The 20035-nt window shown below is 49.0% G+C and carries 16 protein-coding genes; 13 read left to right on the top strand and 3 right to left on the bottom strand.

What is annotated here, in order from left to right:
- Positions 1 to 221 precede the first annotated feature (221 nt).
- Positions 222 to 3587 (bottom strand): translocation protein TolB, encoded by a 3366-nt coding sequence (locus KWJ01_RS04165; RefSeq protein WP_224995165.1) that lies wholly within the window; start codon positions 3585 to 3587, stop codon positions 222 to 224.
- A gap of 24 nt (positions 3588 to 3611) precedes the next feature.
- Complete coding sequence (locus KWJ01_RS04160; RefSeq protein ID WP_224995164.1) at positions 3612 to 4664, bottom strand: FAD-binding oxidoreductase; 1053 nt, start codon at positions 4662 to 4664, stop codon at positions 3612 to 3614.
- Positions 4665 to 4732: 68 nt separating this feature from the next.
- Here KWJ01_RS04160 and KWJ01_RS04155 point away from each other — a divergent pair, with 68 nt between their 5' ends.
- From KWJ01_RS04155 to KWJ01_RS04095, 13 genes are all read left to right on the top strand, one after another.
- Positions 4733 to 5386: an MBL fold metallo-hydrolase gene (locus KWJ01_RS04155; RefSeq protein ID WP_224995163.1), complete on the top strand. Its 654-nt coding sequence runs from the start codon at positions 4733 to 4735 to the stop codon at positions 5384 to 5386.
- Positions 5383 to 6075: a CDP-diacylglycerol--serine O-phosphatidyltransferase gene (gene pssA, locus KWJ01_RS04150; protein WP_224995162.1), complete on the top strand. Its 693-nt coding sequence runs from the start codon at positions 5383 to 5385 to the stop codon at positions 6073 to 6075. Before KWJ01_RS04155 ends, pssA begins: the two co-directional genes overlap by 4 nt.
- Complete coding sequence (locus tag KWJ01_RS04145) at positions 6059 to 6208, top strand: hypothetical protein (RefSeq protein ID WP_224995161.1); 150 nt, start codon at positions 6059 to 6061, stop codon at positions 6206 to 6208. Before pssA ends, KWJ01_RS04145 begins: the two co-directional genes overlap by 17 nt.
- Before the next feature lie 212 nt (positions 6209 to 6420).
- Positions 6421 to 9768, top strand: a complete 3348-nt coding sequence (gene porU / locus KWJ01_RS04140) for a type IX secretion system sortase PorU (protein ID WP_224995160.1) — start codon at positions 6421 to 6423, stop codon at positions 9766 to 9768.
- A gap of 47 nt (positions 9769 to 9815) precedes the next feature.
- Positions 9816 to 11036, top strand: a complete 1221-nt coding sequence (gene porV / locus KWJ01_RS04135) for a type IX secretion system outer membrane channel protein PorV (RefSeq protein WP_224995159.1) — start codon at positions 9816 to 9818, stop codon at positions 11034 to 11036.
- A gap of 8 nt (positions 11037 to 11044) precedes the next feature.
- The gene (locus tag KWJ01_RS04130; protein WP_224995158.1) at positions 11045 to 12313 is read left to right on the top strand and encodes a pitrilysin family protein; all 1269 of its coding nucleotides are present in this window, start codon (positions 11045 to 11047) and stop codon (positions 12311 to 12313) included.
- Between the two features lie 340 nt (positions 12314 to 12653).
- On the top strand, positions 12654 to 13526 hold the full coding sequence (locus KWJ01_RS04125; RefSeq protein WP_224995157.1) for a glycosyltransferase family 2 protein: 873 nt from the start codon (positions 12654 to 12656) through the stop codon (positions 13524 to 13526).
- Between the two features lie 75 nt (positions 13527 to 13601).
- Positions 13602 to 14186, top strand: a complete 585-nt coding sequence (locus tag KWJ01_RS04120; RefSeq protein ID WP_224995156.1) for a TetR/AcrR family transcriptional regulator — start codon at positions 13602 to 13604, stop codon at positions 14184 to 14186.
- 13 nt (positions 14187 to 14199) lie between these two features.
- Complete coding sequence (paaA, locus tag KWJ01_RS04115; protein ID WP_224995155.1) at positions 14200 to 15186, top strand: 1,2-phenylacetyl-CoA epoxidase subunit PaaA; 987 nt, start codon at positions 14200 to 14202, stop codon at positions 15184 to 15186.
- A gap of 90 nt (positions 15187 to 15276) precedes the next feature.
- Positions 15277 to 15903 carry a phenylacetic acid degradation b gene (locus KWJ01_RS04110; RefSeq protein ID WP_224995154.1) on the top strand — a complete coding sequence of 209 codons (627 nt, stop codon included), beginning with the start codon at positions 15277 to 15279 and terminating at the stop codon, positions 15901 to 15903.
- 42 nt (positions 15904 to 15945) lie between these two features.
- Complete coding sequence (gene paaC, locus KWJ01_RS04105) at positions 15946 to 16698, top strand: 1,2-phenylacetyl-CoA epoxidase subunit PaaC (RefSeq protein ID WP_224995153.1); 753 nt, start codon at positions 15946 to 15948, stop codon at positions 16696 to 16698.
- Between the two features lie 196 nt (positions 16699 to 16894).
- Entirely contained in the window at positions 16895 to 17377 is a 483-nt protein-coding gene (paaD, locus tag KWJ01_RS04100) for a 1,2-phenylacetyl-CoA epoxidase subunit PaaD (protein ID WP_224995152.1), read from the top strand.
- Between the two features lie 168 nt (positions 17378 to 17545).
- Positions 17546 to 18145 carry a hypothetical protein gene (locus KWJ01_RS04095; protein ID WP_224995151.1) on the top strand — a complete coding sequence of 200 codons (600 nt, stop codon included), beginning with the start codon at positions 17546 to 17548 and terminating at the stop codon, positions 18143 to 18145.
- Between the two features lie 80 nt (positions 18146 to 18225).
- Here the strand turns inward: KWJ01_RS04095 and KWJ01_RS04090 are convergent, their stop codons facing one another.
- A complete protein-coding gene (locus tag KWJ01_RS04090) occupies positions 18226 to 19950 on the bottom strand; it encodes a M3 family oligoendopeptidase (RefSeq protein WP_224995150.1) in 1725 nt (574 codons plus the stop codon).
- Between the last annotated feature and the right edge of the window lie 85 nt (positions 19951 to 20035).

Genomic DNA, 20035 nt, shown 5'->3' with positions numbered 1-20035 from the left:
AATTGTAATAGAGCTGCGCATTACTAATCAAAGACAAATTACAGCTGCCTGCGCAAAACTATGGCATAACACGGGTGGTTTGCCTGTTTGTGAGCCACTGGCGAAGCACTATTGCCAAGGTAGTATGCTGGACATGCTGTATATCATGCTACAGCTATAAAACATAAAAAAGCCTCCTGCTAAGTAGCGGGAGGCTTTTCAGGTATATAGTACGATGTTTTTTAGAAATCATATCCAAGGGTGAAGTAGAACCTGGTGCTTCCTACCTCATAATCAACAATTGGTTTTGCTATATCAAACTTGGCGTAGTAGCCCAGCAACACAGTTCTTATGCCAAAGCCATAACCACTAAGCCAGGGGTTCCGGTAGTTAACTACAACAATATCAAAACCGCTGCCCTCATCAGGTATAGGCTCGGTGTTTACACTATTCGCCTGGTAAAATGGTGGTTTACCAGACCACGAGGAGCCTATGTCGAAAAAGCTGGTAAGCTGCAGGTTCCTGAAGAAATTAGAAGAAATAGGACCTCTGTAGAAGTACTGGATCAGTGGCACGCGCAACTCCAGGTTCAGGGCCAGGGCGTTGGTACCATGCTGGGCATTATAGCTGAAGCCGCGTAAAGGAGTTACATAATCATGGAAGAGCAGGTTTCTTCTATCCTGGTGGTTGTCGCTGGCTGGCGGAAGCAGCGGGTCTTTAGAGCGGTAATTGGTTCTGTTGAACAGCCAGTTATCCATTCCCCCCAGTATAAAGAGCGGTTTATTCTCTCCGGTAAACCTTCCGTAGAACAGGCGGCCTGCCAGTGTTATTTCCCTGCTGATAGGCTGGTAGTGCCTGATCTCACCAGTGATTTTTCCGAAGCCCATTTCCTGATCGTCGATGCCGAGCATGTGCTCATACTGCAGGCGACCTCTTGTGCCCTGGAAAATATTAAAGCCCTTGACTACCGTGTTATCGAACACCACCTGCGCATGCCCACCTGCGTAAAAGGTGTTTTCGTTAGATAAGAGGTTACTGGTGTTTGCTCTGTTGGGATCGTAGATAGGAATAAAGCTGGAGCTTGCCACAGTAGGTCCGCCCTCCAGCCTGGTACTGATAGAGAAAGGATAGGCAAAGGTAAAGGCAGCTTTATTTAGAGCAAACTTATCTCTTTCTACATCGGCCATGGGGGCAATAATTACCCGTCGGTCATAACGTACCTTAAAATCGATGAGGTGCTTCAGGTACTGATACTCCAGGAACAGGTCACCACTGCGCAAATCCGACATCGCCAGCACACCACCATAAATTTTATGGTTCTCCAGCATATCGTTAAGCTCTCCCTCAATTACAAATCCTAAACTACCGGCACCAATGCTGGCCCGTAAAGGATCAAAAGCAATAGAGGTTACCACATTATTCACCATAAACCTTGGCTCCATCCGGAAAGGCCCCTGCATCGGGTCTTTCTTTCTGGTTTGCCGGTATGCACTTAAGAAAGATGCCGAACGCCGCTCCTGCACCTGCTGCCTGCTTGGCTCCTGCTCTCTTGCAGGCCCCTGTGTACTTGTTGCGGTGGCATCAAATACATAATTATCGGTATTGATCAGGCCTGGCTCTTCGGGTTCTTCCGCAGCCACTTCAGGTTCTGGCTGCGTTGCTGCCTGGGTGGTATCGGGTGGTGTTACCAGCGTTGGCGCCTGTGATTCCAGCGTTGGAGGTACACTTTGTGCAGTATCTGCAGGAGTTCCTCTCCTTCGCTGCAGGCTCTGCCCCTGCTGAGTACCAGTGCCTGTTGCCTCTCTAAGCCTGTTCTGGTAAAACTTACGCGCCTGCAGAATTCCCTGTCGTTTGGTAGGTTTGGTAAATTTATTAACGCTCAGATCAATATTGGGCAGATAGTAAAGGCGCTCATCGCCATCATTCAGGCTAATAAAAGCCAGAGCGTTTGTACCTAAATCGAGTGAATAATCTTCGATACCTGTGTAATACGACGTAATCTGGTGGTAGAGGCTGTCATACATATTGTAGCGAAACAGGTTGTTGATGCCTCTCTGCTCACTAAGGAAATAGATATTACCCTTACCATCAGCCAGCGGCTGCTGACTTTTGCCCAGTGTGTTTGTTACCCTCACCAACACATCCCTGGTAGTATCTACATTATAGATGAACAGGTTGTAGTTATCTGTTATCTCTTTCAACTCAACAGGCCTGTTGGTATTAAGTGTGTCAGTTAAGCGGTTTGAGCTAAAGACAATATTGTTTGTACCAGGCACAAAAGAAGGTGTAATATCATCATACCAGTCGTTGGTGATGGCAGTTAAGCTGTTGCGCTTGAGGCTATAGAGGTAAATATCATTTCTACCCTGCTTTTCTGCACTCATGGCAATTACACGGCCATTAGGCGAAAAGGAGAAATTGTTTACCTGGCTTATTTTACCAATGGTTTGGCGTTCAGACCTGCGGTTAAGCACATTTACCAGGTAGAGGGTATACAAACCTTTACGTACGCTCATTACCCCCAGGCTTGTGCTGTCCTGCCAGTCTACAAGAGGAATGGTATCGTCGGTCTGCTGGTCTAAAATTCTGTAACCTGTTTTAAGAACGGTTCTGGTTTTGCCCGTGCGTGTATCTTTTACCCTGATGGAATAGCTTCCTTTATAATTCTCAGTAAAGGCAAGGTAACGGCCGCCCGGGCTTAGGGCTACACTATTGTGGAGCTGCAGACCGGAGCGCCTGTTCGATACCAGGTTTTCATCTGCAGGAACAGTATAGTCGGCAAGTACTTCTCTGGCATTTTCAGTATAGAATTTCTGCCAGCCTCCCATAAACTGCCTGAAGGGCATTCCCAGTGTATTGGAAATTGCCATTTCTTCATTTCTGATAATACGCGTATAGTTCAGGATATTAGAGATGTTGGAGCGTCCGTACTCTTCTGCAATGTAATTCCAGACAGACTGGCCTACCAGGGCCGCCTGCAGCCCTTTCAGTTTATTAAGCTTGGGCGCTTTACCGTCTTTAAACTCATCGCGCATGTAATCATCCATCTGCATACCCCAGCCATAGGCAACATAGCGGGCAGCTCCCTCCAGGAACCACTCCGGCAGGGTCATGAGGTAGGTGTTCTGAAAAATATCTGAAAGGCTTCCGCCGAACATCATATCCATCAGCAGCATATGCGATACTCTTAAAATCAGCTCTTCTTTGTACTCCTGCAGTGTTCCCGGAAAAGCAATTTCTACCTGCGACTTTACAAAGTTCGTCTGCCCCCCCACAGTAAATGGAGTTTCATTAGCACCTACATTGCTTTGCTGTAAATCGGCAAGGGAGTTGTAGAGAAAGATCTTGGTTTTGGAATAGGGCGCGTAGCCCAGCACATCTGTTATGCGATCATATTCATCTTCAATATAACGAGCGGTAAGCCTGGCAAGCTCCTGCCCATCGTCGTAGAAGTAAATATCGAAATTGGTAGTGCTGTAGTAGCGCCAGTTAAATTCCTTGTATTGCAGGCGGTTCTTTCCAAAATCTGATTTGGTAAGCTGTGCCGACAGTGTAAAGGGTAAAAAAAGGCAGCACAGTGCCAGCATGTAACGTGTAAAAACAGACATAGGCCTTATTGATGGGCAAGTGTTCTAATATAACGAATAAAACCGCTCAATACATATTTCTGTTGCCAGATCTGAGCCGTTTTTCAGGTGTTGTGTTAACATTTCTGCACAATAGGGTGCCAGGCTAACGCCCTTGGTACCCAAACCATTGAAAACATAAACAGATTTATGCTCCGGGTGAGGGCCCAGCACCGGCCGGCGGTCTTTGGTTGCCGGGCGTATGCCTACCTGCTGCTCCAGTACCTGCCAGGGAATACTGATCAGATCAGCCAGCTTTTCTTCAATCTCCTGCCGCCCTTTCGGATCGGGGGTTAAGTGTAAATCCTGGTGATAATAGGTAGAGCCGGCCCTGAAAAGCCCCTCTCCCACCGGCACCATAAACACACCCCTGTTCGGAATTACCGGCAAGGCTGCATTTGCCTGCAGCAGCAGCACATCTCCTTTTACCGGCCGTAGTGGCAGCCACTGCCAGAACCGGCTCTGCAACTGTGCAGTTCCATTACAGTAAATGACCCAGCGGGCTTCAACATTCTGGTAGTTAACGCCTTCACCCCCTACCTCTAGTGTATCCTCCTGAAAAATTTCACTACGGAAACTATTCCGTGCCTGCAGGTATTGCTTCCACGCCTGCAGCAGAAGCGGAATATCAAGCCAGCCGGTCTGCTTCAACAGCAGCCCTCCATAAGGATTTTTTATATGGGGCGTGTAGGCAGGGGCTACATGCACCTGCTCAATATAGGGAGCATAGGCGGCATCGCTCCAGCGGCCCGACCAGTCGTTTTGTTCTGCAATAGAAAAAAAAGGGCGGTAAACAGGCATCTGGTGCAGAAACAGGCTGCCACACAGCTGCTCCAGTTCTCCATAGGCCTGCGGAATTAACGGAAACAGCCGGTCGGCCCACCAGGTTTTAACCATTTGCCTGCCTGTAATGGGATTGTATATACCAGCGGCCACCCTGCTGGAGGCTGTGAGCTGTGGCTGGTCCAGTACCATTACAGAAAAGCCCTGCTTAAGTAAATTGTAAGACAAGAGCGTACCGGCCAGCCCCTGGCCTATGATGAGTGCATCAACCTTCATGGGCGAAAGAAAACAAATTGCCTTGGTAAATTGTCAAAATTAAGTACATTTTCGCAAAAAACAGGCGCATGATAAAAGTAGAGAGCTTTACCTTCAATCCTTTTTCAGAGAACACTTTTGTATTATATGATGAAGAAAGCCTGCAGGCTGCCATCATAGATCCGGGCTGCTACGAGCCCGAAGAGCAGGAACAACTGGCACTATTCATAGAAGAAAAAGGCCTGGAGCCTGCCCTGTTGCTCAACACCCACTGCCATATAGATCATGTGCTGGGCAACTGGTTTGTAAAAACCAAATGGAACCTGCCCCTGCAGATACACCAGATTGAAGACCAGGTGCTGCGCGCCGTACCTACCTATGCACCTATGTACGGATTTTCGCGCTACCAACCTACCGAAGCCGATGCCTGGCTGGAGGAAGGCCAAACGCTGATGCTTGGCAAGCATGAGCTTAAAGTACTTTTTGTACCCGGCCACGCCCCTGGCCATGTTGCATTCTGGCAGCAGGAGCAAAAGTTCTGCATCAATGGCGACTGCCTCTTTGCCGGCAGCATTGGCCGGACCGATCTGCCCGGCGGCAACCACGAAACACTGATGAAGAGCATTCGTGAGAAACTTTTTACCCTGCCCGACGACACCAAAATTTACTGTGGCCATGGCCCTGCCACCACCATTAAGCAGGAAAAGTTATTCAATCCATTCTTTAGTAATTTAATCGCGTGAGCATTCGCCATTACATTCCAAATGCCCTTACGTGCAGCAACCTGGTGTGCGGATGCCTGGGAGTTGTAGAAGTACTGGAGGGCAGTATGATCTGGGGTCCTTACCTGATCTGGCTTGCCGCTATATTTGATTTTTTCGATGGCTTTGCCGCCCGCACGCTAAAAGTAAGCTCTCCCATTGGCGGCGAGCTGGACTCCCTGGCCGATATGGTAACCTTTGGCCTGCTACCCGCCATGATACTGTTTGCCATGCTGCGCGAAACAGCAGTACCCGAGTGGGTTCCCTACCTTGCATTCATTGTAGCGATCTTTTCGGCCATACGGCTGGCTAAGTTTAATGTAGATACCCGCCAGACCACCAGTTTTATTGGTGTACCCACGCCTGCCAATGCCCTGCTCATCAGCTCATTCCCCCTCATCCTGGACAGGCAGCCCGGCTGGGAGTTTATGCGTCACCCGGCATTTTTGCTGGCTGTAGCCTTTATCATGTCTTTTTTACTGGTGGCAGAGCTGCCGCTGTTTGCACTAAAGTTCAAAGACTTTAGCTGGGCACACAACCGGGTTAAATATATTTTCCTCCTACTTTCTCTACTATTGATTATTTTCTTCAAATTTGTAGCTATACCGCTCATCATTTTGTTGTACGTAGCTCTTTCCATGTTCCACAAAGAACATGAGATATCGCACTGAAAGCAGCCTGATCCCTGAAGAGATCCCGGACCCACAAGGCAAAGCAGTAATACAACGCCTTGCCAGCCTTGAACTACAAAGGCACAGGCTGTTTGTATCGGTAAACACGTTCAACTGGAGCCGAAAGCCGTGATTCTGCCAGCCAACAGTTAGGTGAAGCCTGCAAAATATTGCTGGCCCGGCTGATTAAGGAAGGCTACTCCTGCACAATACACGAGGCCCGGGCCACGTTTTCAGAATGGCTCCTCCTGTGCGGGAACCAGCTCGGCAAAAAGGCCGTTATCGATGAGCACTGCAAAGCAGCCTATGCCCTGGCGACTCCTTTTATGCGCTTTATGTACATGTTTGTGCCTATCTCCAGATAGTGCTGCACAGCAAAATAGTGCGCTGGCCGAAGGCCGCTGGATCAGGATAGGTGTTACCCAGAGCGGGGTCTACAAAATTTCTTCTTCTTTTTTAAGCAGCAATAGCATACTGGCTGCAGGTGCCGATCCGGCTAACCTGCAGATCAGTGGTTATGGGGGCGGCATGGTGCCGGAACCCAATGCTTCAGCACGCCACCAGGACCTGCCCCAGCTGGCTGTACAGGTTGTAGGCGGTGATGATGGTCGTCTCGATGCTGCCGATTACCTGCTTTTTTATGCGCAGGGTCCTGATGCCCTTACTTATGATCAGGAGAGCGGCTGGTACAATCATCAGAAAAATATTTACAGCGATACTGCCTATTACTTTATAGGCATGGGCACAACGCCCGGGCTGCGACAGACACAAGGCGCTAACGAAGGGCTCAGTTATCCCGCCATTACCAGCTACGAAGCAGTGGAGGTCTACGAAAAGGACGAGGTAAACATTATCTCCTCGGGGCGCCGCTGGTTTGGCGATGCCTTTGGCCTGACAGCTTCACGCCAATACACCACTGCCCTGCAGGAGCTAACAGAAGGAAACGTGCGGCTCCGCACTGCCTTTATCAACACCAACAGGAGTGCAGTTAGCTTTTCAGTTCTACTTAATAACCAGCTTCAGCAGGAAGTATCCATCCGCCATACCATTGATTATCAGTATGCCGAAAAAGGCTGGATAGCCGAAAAGGAAAGCCAGGTATCTACAGCTGCCTTTACAGGCAGCGCACCCCTGCAGCTACAGATATCCCTAAGTGGCGGCAATTCAGGCAACAAAGCCTATCTCGATTATTACCTGCTGCAGACTCCAACTCGCCTGCGCTACCGTGGCAGTCAGTTATCATTCATATCTCCACAAAGCATAAACCACCCGGCTGTTACCTACCAGCTGGCCGATGCGCCAGCCGGCCTCCAGGTTTGGGACATCAGCAATCCGCAACAGCCGCTGGCGCAGGAGGCAAGCCTGCAAAACAACCAGCTCCTTTTTGGTACCGCCAGCAACCAGCTGAAAAGTTTTATAGCCTTTACGCCTGCCGATGCACCTGCACCGGTTTCTTTTGGACCTGTGCCCAACCAGAACCTGCATGCCGATCTGCAGCCCGAGCTGCTAATTGTTACCCACCAAAGCCTGCTGGCCGAGGCAGAACGTCTGGCAGATTTCAGGCGCAGCCACGATGGCCTGGCAGTAAAAGTGGTAACTACGCGGCAGGTATACAATGAATTTTCTTCCGGAAGGCAGGATGTTGCCGCCATACGCGATTATGTGCGCTACCTCCACCAGCAGGGAGGCGGCAGGCTACGCTACCTCCTGTTGTTTGGCAGGGGCTACTACGATTATAAGCAGCGCACCCAGCAGCCTTTTAACCTGGTGCCGCTTTATGAGTCTTATAACTCTGTGCACCCCATCAACAGCTACGCCTCAGATGATTTCTATGGCTTTCTGGAGGAGCACGAAGGAGACTGGACCGAAGATGAAAGTGGCAACCAGTCGCTCGATATTGGCATTGGCCGCCTGCCGGTAACCACGGCCACCGAGGCCCGGCAGGTGGTAGATAAACTGATACGCTACAGCAGCGATGAAGCTACCTTTGGCAACTGGCGGCAGCGCATCCTGTTTGTTGCAGACGATGAAGACGGCAATGTACACCAGCAGGATGCAGAACAGCTAGCCAGGCTGGCAACGACTGCCAACGATCTTTACTCCCCGCGCAAAATATACGTAGATGCCTACCCGAAGATTATTACGGCCAACAGCCAGACTTCTCCGGGAGCACAAAAGGCACTAAGAGATGCCATTGACCAGGGGGCGCTGATTGTGAATTTCACCGGGCATGGCAGTCACCGCTTCTGGACCTTCGAGAACATATTTTCTAAAACTGCAGCCGAAAACCTGCAGAACCGCAACAAGCTGCCGCTTTTTGTAACCGCCACCTGCGAGTTTGGATTGCACGATGGAGAACTGCGTTCCGGCGCGGAAAGCCTGATCCTTAACCCTGGCGGAGGCGCCATTGGTCTGCTTACAACTGCCCGGCCTGTTTTTACTTTCTCTAATTTTAAGATCAACAGTGCTTTTTACAAGTACGCTTTTCCTTCAGCTAGCGGAGAAATCCGTCGACTGGGCGATATAACCCGCCTCACTAAAAATGAAGGGGTGCCTGAAACAGGCGTGTACAACCGCAATTTTGTTTTGCTGGGAGACCCCTCCCTGCAGCTGGCCTACCCAAAGCAGCCTATTGCGCTCACGGCTATTACCCGCCTTACTGGCGCAGAAGCACTCGATACCCTTAAGGCATATGAAATAGTGCGTATAGAAGGCATGGTTGTAAACCCCGATCAGGAAGCAGATGCAAGTTTCAGCGGCACCCTGCTGGCCACTGTATATGACAAAAGTGATATGCTAAGCACCCTGGGGCAAAGCGATCCTGCCATGACCTACAGCCAGCGCCAGAATGTACTACACAGGGGTGAAGCAAGCGTAAAGAACGGTCATTTCTTTTTTGAGATGGCAGTGCCCAAAAACATTCGCTACGAAACTGGCTTTGGCAGAATTGAGCTGTATGCCACCCATGCAGATGGCAAACGAGATGCTGCCGGCGCCAGCGAACAAATAAAAATAGGCGGAAGTGCAGCCGGCAAAGCAAATGACCGCACGCCCCCTCAGGTGCAGCTCTACCTGAACGATACAACATTTGTCTCTGGTAATCCTGTAGCCAGCCAGGCCATGCTGCTGGCAAAGCTACAGGATGAGCATGGCATCAACATATCTTATTCCGTACCCGGCCAGAACATAGAGGCCGTACTGAACGATACCAGTACATTTATTTTAAATGATTACTACATCAGTACAAAAGGTAATTACAAAGAAGGCTGGCTCCGTTTTCCGCTCTACAATTTACCCCCAGGCCGGCACAGGCTTAACTTACAAGCCTGGGATACGCATGGTAATGGCAGCGTTCAGTCTATTGATTTTGTAGTACCCGGCAGTGAGGGCATCAGTATTACCAGTGCCCGCAATTACCCAAACCCACTAAGGGAACAAACAAATTTTGCTATTACCCACACCAGGTCCGGCGACGATCTTGAGATAGAACTGCTGGTTTATGGCATGGATGGCCGTGTGTACCAGCGGCTTAAGCAGACAAGCCTTGCCGCAACCGGCACGCTACACCTGTCAGCACCCGGAATCAACAACAAAAATTTAAATCCGGGCATATACGTATTCAAGGTGGTGCTGCGTTCCCTCTCAGATGGTAGTGTGGCAGAGAGAGCAGAAAAACTTGTAATCCTGAAATAAAAAATATTTCTTTATCTTTAAGCCGGATTTGTTTCATTAATTGCATCATGCGTAAAATCCTTATACTATTCTTCTTAGTAGTTACTGTTTCTAATGCTTTTGGCCAGGGTCAGGCATTTATAGGTCAGGATACGGCTGCCCGCCCTATCATCACGGCTGTTCCCTTTCTAATGATTTCACCAGATGCCCGCAGCGGAGCCATGGGCGATGCCGGAGCGGCCATCTCTCCCGATGCTAACTCTGCTCACTGGAATGTAGGCAAGCTGGTATTTGCAGAAAAAGACTTTGGCGCATCGCTTTCCTATACCCCCTGGTTAGGCAAGATCGTAGATGACATGAACCTGCTCTACCTGGCTGGCTTCTATAAACTTGATGATCTGCAGGCCATTGCCTTCTCGCTTAGGTATTTCGATCTTGGGGAAATCTTTTTAACAGAAGATGGCAGAACGCCGATAGCCCCAAACTTCAGGCCACAGGAGCTTGCCATTGATGCCAGCTACTCCAGGAAATTATCTGAAAAATTAGGTCTGGGTGTTACAGGCCGGTACATATACTCAAACCTGGCAGGTGAGGTACCTGTTAGCAGCACACAGGTTGCTACACCTGGTAACAGCATTGCTGCAGATGTTGGTCTCTATTATAATTCCGATCTGGTGGTGGGTGCCCGTGATGGTAACCTGGCCCTGGCGGCAGTTATCTCTAACATTGGCAATAAAATCTCTTACCTCGACGAAAGCACCGAAAGCTTTATCCCTACCAACCTGCGCATAGGTACTGCCTATACTGCCAATCTCGATCCATTCAATAAAATTACCGTAGCAGTAGATTTTAATAAATTGCTGGTGCCTACCCCTCCTATTTACGAAACGGATGAAACCGGACAATACGTTTATGGCCCGGACGGCAACCCAAATGTGATAGATGGAAGAGATCCAAACCGTCCGCTGGTAAACGGTATTTTCACCTCTGTGGCAGATGCGCCTGATGGCTTTTCAGAAGAGCTGAAAGAAATCACCATTGCCTCTGGTCTGGAGTACTGGTATAATGACCTGTTTGCCGCCCGTGCCGGATATTTCTGGGAGCACGACCTGAAAGGTGCCCGTAAGTTCTTCACCCTGGGTGTAGGTCTGCGCTACCAGGTACTGAATTTCGACTTTGCTTACCTGATTCCGCAGCAACAGCAGCACCCGCTTGCCGAAACACTCCGCTTTACACTGGGTGTAAATTTCGTGAAAGCAAATACAAACAATCGCCCTGATCAGCAGTAGTTGTAAGTATGCTTGATCGTAAAAGTCCACCTCCATATAAAAAAGTAGACAGCATTCACCTGCCAGAGGTAGCACACCTCAGGCTCAAAGGTGGTATGCCTGTACACATCATAGATGCCGGCAAGCAGCCTGTGCTGCGCCTGGAGTTTATTGTAAAAAATGGTGCCGTAAGTGAAAAGGTACTGGGGCAATCTTTCTTTGCCACCAAAATGCTTACCGAAGGTGCCGGCCCTTACAGCTCTAAGGAAATTGCCAACATACTGGATGCTCATGGTGCTTATGTTGAGCACCACCCCGGCCTGGATTACTGCACCCTTACGCTTTACAGCCTAAGCAAGCACCTGCCCAGCCTGCTGCCACTCTTCAGAACCATTCTAACCCAGCCTACCTTTCCGGAGCATGAGTTTAATATTCTGAAGGATATTAAAAAGCAGCAGATTAAGGTTGATGAAACCAAAAATGCTGTGGTGGCCGCAAAAAGGTTCAGGGAAGCCCTGTATGGCGAACATACATACGGACGCCATCTTTACCAGGAAGACCTGGACCGCATAGCGTTGCAGCATGTGGTGCAGTTCTATGAAGACAACATTCGCAACGGTTTTGAAATTATGCTTGCCGGCCAGGTAGACCAGCAGGTGCTGGATCTGCTGGAGGAGCATTTTGGGGATCTGCCCTTCAGGGACCTGCGAGGCTCAACCACATCCGTAACCGGAACAGGGGAAACAAGCCGCATTAATATTGAAAAAGAAGGCAGCCTGCAGTCTTCCATCAGGCAGGGTAAAGTACTGTTTAATGTTACCCATCCCGATTTCCATAAGTTTACAGTACTGAACACCGCTCTGGGTGGCTACTTTGGCAGCCGCCTGATGAAAGAGATAAGGGAAGAACGTGGCTATACCTACGGCATTTATTCCAACCTTATTCCTCTCAAGAATTCAGGTTATTTTCTGATAGGTACCGATGTTATCGGAGAACATACAGAAGATACCTTAAATGAAATTAAGCGCCAGATACAGCTGCTGCAAAGCGAGACCATTGATCCGGAAGAGTTGGAAACTATCAAAAATTACATGGTAGGCACCTTCCTTGGAAGTCTCAACACGCCTTTTGCACTGGCAGATAAATACAAAACAGTCTATTTTAACGGAATAGACCTGGAGTTTTTCACTGATCATGTGCGCCAGATCTACGATACCTCTGCAGAAGATGTAAAGCGACTGGCAACAGATTATCTGGACCCGGATACCTTTACCACAGTAGTGGTAGGTAAAGTGTAATAAAAAAGGATGGCAGGCCGCCATCCTTTTTTATTTTTGAATCCCTGCACAATTATTATCAGTCTATCCAAACCTGCAGGGAAGGCAAGCAGAACACTCATTGAATTACTGCCAGCTGTAATAAATTTTTTAAAAGCCTGCATGAGATTGAACAGTAGGTGTTAAGCCATTTAAAACGCTTATGCTGTTCCACTTCAACTGAAATCTAAGCTGCCCCGGCATAAATTTGCCTTTAGTAAAAAGGCAGAACCTGCCGGATTAGCTAAAAAGTATTGGCTTGAAACCTATCATTTTTACCTTTATGGTAAATTGTGCGAATACTTTTCTATCATCACCAAGCATGAAAGTTGTTGGGTTTACATTCATCAGAAACGCCATTAAATATGATTATCCTGTAACGGAAGCCATCCGCTCCATTCTGCCTCTCTGCAGCGAAGTGGTGGTGGCAGTGGGTAATTCTGATGATAATACACTGGAGCTGATCCGGCAGATAGATCAGAACAAGATCAGGATCATACAAACAGTGTGGGATGACAGCCTGCGTACCGGCGGCAGTGTTTTGGCAGAAGAAACCAATAAAGCCTTTGCCGAAGTGACTACAGATGCAGACTGGGCCTTTTACATTCAGGGTGATGAGGTGATACACGAAAAGTACCTGCCAAGCATACAGGCTGCCATGGAGCGCTGGAAATCAGATAAGCGGGTAGACGGACTGCTATTCAACTACCTGCATTTTTTTGGTTCCTATGACTATGTAGGCGATGCTTACAACTGGTACCGGCGCGAAATTCGCATTGTGCGCAGCTCAAAAAACATCTACTCCTACAAAGATGCGCAGGGCTTTCGCAAAGACGACAATAAAAAGCTAAGGGTAAAGCTGGTTGATGCCTGGGTATATCACTACGGCTGGGTGCGTCCGCCTAAAATTATGCAGCAAAAGCATTACGACACCCGCAAATTTTACAGGGATGATGAATGGATTGCCCAAAACCTAAGCAAGCAGGAAGAGTTTGACTACTCCACCATTCATTCACTGGCGCGCTTTACAGGCACCCACCCTAAACTGATGCAGGAGCGGATAAACCGCATAAACTGGAAGTTCGACAGGGATCCCTCCTACAATCGGCTTAAACCGAAAGACCGCTTTCGTCGAATAGTAGAAAAGCTTACCGGCTACCGGATTTTTGAATATAAGAACTACAAGATCATATAAGTGAGCAATAAAAAACAACAACTTCTTATTGCTAACGAACGTTAGGTTGTTTAGATTTGTTAGATAAGTACAGTAATGAGTGGAAGAATGCCCTCTAAAAAGAAACAGGTAGAATTAACGGCTACCAACTTATTCCAGGAGCGTGGCTATGCCGCTACCTCCATGCGCGACATGGCACAGGCGCTGGGCATAGAGGCAGCCAGCCTGTATTCACACATCCGTTCCAAGGAGGAGATCCTGCAGAACATTTGCTTTCGAATGGCCCGGATGTTTTTTGAGGCTCAGAATGAAGCCCTCACAGGCTTTACCGGCACCGCTGCCGAAAAGCTGGAAAGAGCCATTGTTGCACACGTAAAGGTTATAACGGAAGATACTTCTGCTTCGGCAGTTTTCTTTTCAGAATGGCGCCATCTGAGTGAGCCCCATATGGAAGAATTTAAGCAGATGCGTAACCGCTACGAGGGCAAATTTCGTGAAATACTACATGAAGGCCTGCGCAACGGAGAATTTGTAGCCTTAGACGAGCGCTTTGCCGTGCTCACCATTCTTTCGGCCCTTAACTGGACCCACCAGTGGTTTAAAGCTACGGGTCCTATGTCGGCCGAAGAAATTGGACAGCGCCTGGCCGACGTGATTTTAAATGGATTGAAGAAAAAATAAAACAGATACGCTTATGTACGGTGGTGGAAATACATTCGAAAAGTTGCAGGGAACAGACTTACAGCAGGAAGATCCTCAGCAGTTAGCAGAGTTTGAAGCCCGTATACAGCGTGGTGAAAAAATTGAGCCTTCTGACTGGATGCCGCAGCTATACCGCAAGCAGCTCATCCGCATGATTGAGCAGCATGGCCACAGCGAAATTATTGGCGCCCTGCCCGAAGGCACCTGGATTACCCGCGCCCCCGGCTTTAAACGCAAGCTTTCGCTTATGGCCAAGGTACAGGATGAGGTGGGGCATGCTCAGCTGCTCTATGCCGCTGCCGAAACCCTGGGCAAGCCAAGAGAGCAGATGATCAGCGACCTGGTGAACGGTAAATCAAAATACTCCAATATTTTTAACTACCCTGCCTTTACCTGGGCCGATGCCTGTACCATCAGCTGGCTGGTAGATGCAGGCGCTATTGTAAACCAGCTGGCTAACAGCCGGGGCAGCTATGGCCCCTACTGCCGTGCCCTGGAGCGCATTTGTGCCGAAGAAAGCTTTCACCTGAAGTACGGCCACCATGCCGTTACTTACCTGGCTACCGGCACAGCCAAACAGCGTGAAATGATGCAGGCTGCTTTAAACCGCTGGTGGGGTCCGCTGATGCACTTTTTTGGCCCACCGGATAAAATGAGCGTACACAGCGAAACACTGATGCGCTGGAAGGTAAAAATGGCCTCCAACGACGATATGCGCCAGCAGTTTCTGGATATGTATGTACCAAAAATCTATGAGCTGGGCCTTAGCATACCAGATCCTAAGCTTAAAAAGAATGAAGAAAGCGGTAAGTGGGAATATACCGAGCCCGACTGGGACGAGTTTAAGCGCGTGATCAATGGCGATGGCCCCTGCAACAAAGAGCGCCTGGCTGTGCGCCGTACTGCCGAAGAGCGGGGTAAGTGGGTAAGAGAAGCACTGAAAGCTTCGGCCAGAAAATATGTAGCACCGCTTGCGTAAGTGCAGATGTATAAGCCAGCCCCGTATTATGCACGGCTGGCTTTCTTTTTAACTATAGTAGACCCAGGCTCTTTTTAGTCCCTTGTTTTTATGTCTGAAGAATTTATCAAATCCCTCGATCCGCGCGTGAGCCGCATGCAAATGCCTGCAGATATTAACGAGCAGCCCCTGCAAAAGGAAGAGCTCGATCAGCTGGTAACCTACCAGGTGTTTATGCAAAAGAAAGAGGGCAAAAATTTTGAACATGCAGGCATTGTACATGCCCCAACCCAGGAGCTGGCGCTGCTATATGCAAAGGAGCAATACAGCCGCCGCTTTACCTGCAGTGGCATGGCCGTAGCCGAAACCTCTGCTGTTTTGGCCAGCCCTGTTACCGATGGAGGGCTTAGTGTGTACGAGCTGCTGGAAGGGCCTGCTCCTGAAACGGATGGTCCTGCTGAAGCCTACGAGGTTTTTCACCTGATGAAAAGAGGAAAACAGCACGAGCATGCCGGCAGCGTGGAAGCAGCCACTGTAGAAGAAGCTTTCCTGAAAGCAAAAGAAAGCCTTACACCCGAAAAACCGGTGCTTAACATCTGGCTCGTACGCCGCAGCGATCTGCTAACCATAGACGAAGAAGACAAAGACATCTGGCAGACCCTACCCGAAAAAGGCTATCGCGATGCTGTTGCCTATAAGGCCAGCGATAGGCTAAAGGAGTTTAAGGAAAAGAACTAATGCGCTACAGCAACGAGCACAACAGTTAAAAGCATCATCATCATGAACAAAGCATTAAAAGAACTACTCTATAAAATGGCTGATGACCAGCTGGTACTGGGCCACCGGAATTCTGAATGGACAGGCGTAGGTCCGCTGCTGGAGGAAGATATTGCCTTCTCCTCCATGGCACAGGATAAGGTAGGGCAAAGCTACCAGCTGTACCAGATGCTGCATCAGCTGGGAGAGCAGGAGCCAGATACAGTAGCTTTTATGCGGAATGCAGGCCAGTTTCACAATAGCCAGTTTGTAGAGTTGCCTGTAGGTGAGTACGACTTCAGCCTGATCAGGCACTTCCTGTTCGATCATGCTGAATTTCTGCGTTTTGGTATGCTAAGCGAATGCAGCCATGAGCCACTGGCACAGCTGGCCAGAAAAATTCGCGGAGAGCTAAAATACCATGTAATGCATGCCAATACCCTTATTAAACAATTGGGTACGGCAACAGAAGAAAGCGTAAGCCGCCTGCAGCAGAGCCTGGAATACGCCCTGCCCTATGCCCTCGGCATTTTCGAAAAGTCGCCCTATGAGGATGAGCTGATACAACAGGGAATTTTTGCCGGAGAAGCCGAATTGCAAAAGCGCTGGGCAGAACAGATCAGCAAAGCCCTGCAACCTACGGCCCTGCAGCTACCCAGCATGAACAGCCTGCAGCCCATAACAGGCGGCCGCAGGGGCCAGCACACGCAGCACCTGCAACCCCTGCTGGATGAAATGGCAGAGGTGTTTAAGATAGATCCTGCTGCGGATTGGTAAGTAACAAGAGCGTTTGGCATGGCCTGGGGTGCATAGCCATTATGGCGCATATGCTAATTGATTAGGGCGCTAATAAGGGCCCCTGCTAAAGGATATTTGCATTCAGATGCCGGCATCTGTTGGGTTAATCTGGCAAATAAAAGCGACCACTGTCCTTAGTTGCATCTGTTAATATATCACAAACAAATAAAATAAAGTGTTAAAGGAAACCACCGTACGTGAATGGCTTGAGGCAGTGAAAGACCCGGAAATTCCGGTGCTCTCGCTCAACGACCTGGGTGTAATTACGGCTATTAACGTAATTACCGACCAGCACGTGCAGGTGCGCATGACACCCACCTTTGTTGGCTGCCCCGCACTCGACTATATGAAACAGGAGGTAGAACAGCTGCTGCACGAAAAGGGAATAGCGCAGGCCGATGTGCTGGTAAGCTTTGAAACACCCTGGAGCTCCGACAGGATAACAGAACGTGGTAGAAAAGCACTAAAAGAATTTGGCCTGGCCCCTCCTCCCCAACAGGCACTCATTGAAGACCTCGATATTCTTGAAAATGTAGAGTGCCCTAACTGCGGCAGCTCAGAAACACAACTCAAAACACCCTTCGGTCCTACATTATGCAGGGCCATTCACTACTGCACCCAGTGCAAAGAAACCTTTGAGCAGTTCAAGCCACTGTAAGCAAGTTGGATTAAACCCATGTACTTAAAGTAAAACTTTAAATATTTTAGCGCCGTAAGTGCCTGAAAAATAAGCCATTATTCTTTACCGGATTGCAATAATCTTGCATCCGGTTTGTTTTTTTAATACAGCTGTGTAATTTGTCCCCACTGATGAAAGACCAGAACTATGCAAAAAACCATCAGAGTTTGTGTGTTTGTACTATTGATGGCAGCCGCGTATACGGCCTGCCAGCGTGCCAGTGAAGAAAAACGAAGTGAAGAGATGGCACCAGATTCGGTTACTGTGGTGTATAATTCACTAAACGACAGTATTAAAGTAGCCTGGCAGGATATTTCTGCTACTGAAGAGGGTAAGCTTTCCGATATGAAACGCCTGCTTCAGGAAATTTCCTACACCCCCAGCTACGATAAAGCCCGCTACGATTCACTATGGGATAACCTGCAGCAGGTGTATGCCCTGCGCTTTGAGGCGGAAACCATGACGAGCCGGCAAATAGACCGTTACGATTCTGCCGTGAGCAAGCTGCAGCGGGAGGTAATAGACTTTGCACGCAGCCACCCTTCCTTTGAGCAGTATCCGCTTATGGGCAAGCTATCAGATAGCATTGAGGCTGCTGATCAACGCACCCTCTTTCTCAGAGTGCGTTACGATCAGTTCGCCAGTGAGTACAACGATTTTCTAAAAGGCAATCAGGGCAGAATGATTCAACCCTCCGATACAGCACTGCCTCTTCGTGAGCGCCCGCTGTTCCGGTTGAGCGAGTAAGGTCTGCAGCCTGGAAAAATAAAGCAAAAGCCGCTTCCTCTACGGAGCGGCTTTTGCTTTTAAGATAGTGTACAAACCATTTAAATCTTTTCTATCTCTGCCCTTATAAACTGCATCAGCTCCCGTATATTGGCCTGACCAAAATCGAAGCGGATGTCTGCAGCAGCATATACCTCTGGTATGGGGCGGGTGTAGCCAAGCTTCAGGGCATTAATATAACCCTCCAGCCCTTTTTGCGGGTTTTCCTTGTAGTTCTTCCACACGGCTATAGCACCTAGCTGCGCAATGCCATACTCAATGTAATAGAAGGGTACTTCGTAGAGATGCAGCTGCTTTTGCCACATAAAAGCTTTGAACTGCTCAAAGCCTTTCCAGTCAGTTACACTATCTGAGAATTGATCATAAATCTCCAGCCAGGCCTCTTTCCGCTGTTCCTCGTTATGTTCTGGATGCGTATACACCCAGTGCTGAAACTTATCAATGATGGCAACCCACGGAAGGGTATTGATGATCTGCTCCAGGTGTTCACGCTTGGCCCGCCGCAGCTCTTCTTCATCTTGAAAAAACTCATCCCAATAATCCATGGTAAGCAGCTCCATGCTCATAGAAGCCAACTCTGCCACCTCTGAAGGGGTATGTTTGAAGTCGTTTAGCTCCAGGTCGCGGGTAAGGAAAGAATGCACTGCATGACCACCCTCATGCAGGATCGTAATCATATCACGCAGGGTGGAGGTAGCATTCATGAAGATGAAAGGAACACCTGTTTCTGCCAGCGGGTAGTTATAGCCTCCCGGAGCCTTGCCTTTGCGACTATCCAGGTCCAGGTGCTCCATCTCGCGCATAATTTCCAGGCAGCGGCCCAGGAAGGGGTCCAGGCGCCTAAACACACGAATGGTACGTTCCATCAGCTCTTCACTGTTGCTGAAAGGCTTAAGCGGATTACGCCCCTCTACATCTACAGCTTTGTCCCAGGGGCGAAGTGGCTCAACGCCTAAAGATTCTTTACGCTGTCGGCTGAGCTCACTTAACAATGGCGTTACCTCACGGCTAACAGATTCATGAAAATCCTCACAATCTTTTGGCGTATAATCAAAGCGGCCCAGCGCCTTGAACATATAGTCGCGGTAGTTGGCAAAGCCGGCATTTAGGGCAATCTGATGGCGCAGCTGCAGCAGCTGGTCAAAAAGGTCGTTGAGGCGCTTGCCATCCTGCAGGCGGCGTTCGTTTATTTTCTTCCACACTTCCTCGCGCTTGCCTCTGTCGGTGCTTTGCAGGTAATCTGCTGCCTGCTGAAGCGTCAGCTCTTTGCCATCAACCTCTACCGTCATGGCACCGCTAATGGCGCCAAACTCCTGCGAGAGTGTTTGCATCTGGGTGTTCAGGGGCACATTCTCTTCCCGGAAAATCTCAAACTCGGTTTTAAGCGTACGGGCAAGTATTGGGTACCCCTCCTTTTTCAGCTTCAGTAAAAATTCACTCTCCAGCGCTTTTTCATTCAGCCTGTTTGCCTCCGGGGCAATGTTTGGCTGTATCTGGCTGATAAAGTGGTTGAATTTCTCCCGTCGCTCAGCATCGGCCGTATCGATGGTCATGCGGATGTAACGCCAGCCAAGATCTTCAGAAACCACAGATTCCAGTTCACTTCTGTCCTGGAACCACTGCTGCAGCTCTTCCTCGCTGCTGATGTTGCGTTGCAGCAGCGATTCATAAAAAGGTTTTATGGTTTCCCAGTCTGTTATCTTGAAATCCTCTGGCAGAAAACTCCTTTTTTTTCGCTTTGGAAGCTCCAGTTGTGTATTATTCATATAAGTGTCTGTTATTCAAAAAATGGCGGGGCATTTCCTGTTGCAGGTTAGTATTGCCCCTATGCTATAAAGTTCGAAATTGAGC

The sequence above is a fragment of the Cesiribacter sp. SM1 genome (genome assembly GCF_020178975.1).
GTDB lineage: Bacteria > Bacteroidota > Bacteroidia > Cytophagales > Cyclobacteriaceae > Cesiribacter.
Note: the sequence above shows the minus strand (reverse complement) of the source record. Positions and strands in the feature narration are given on the sequence as shown.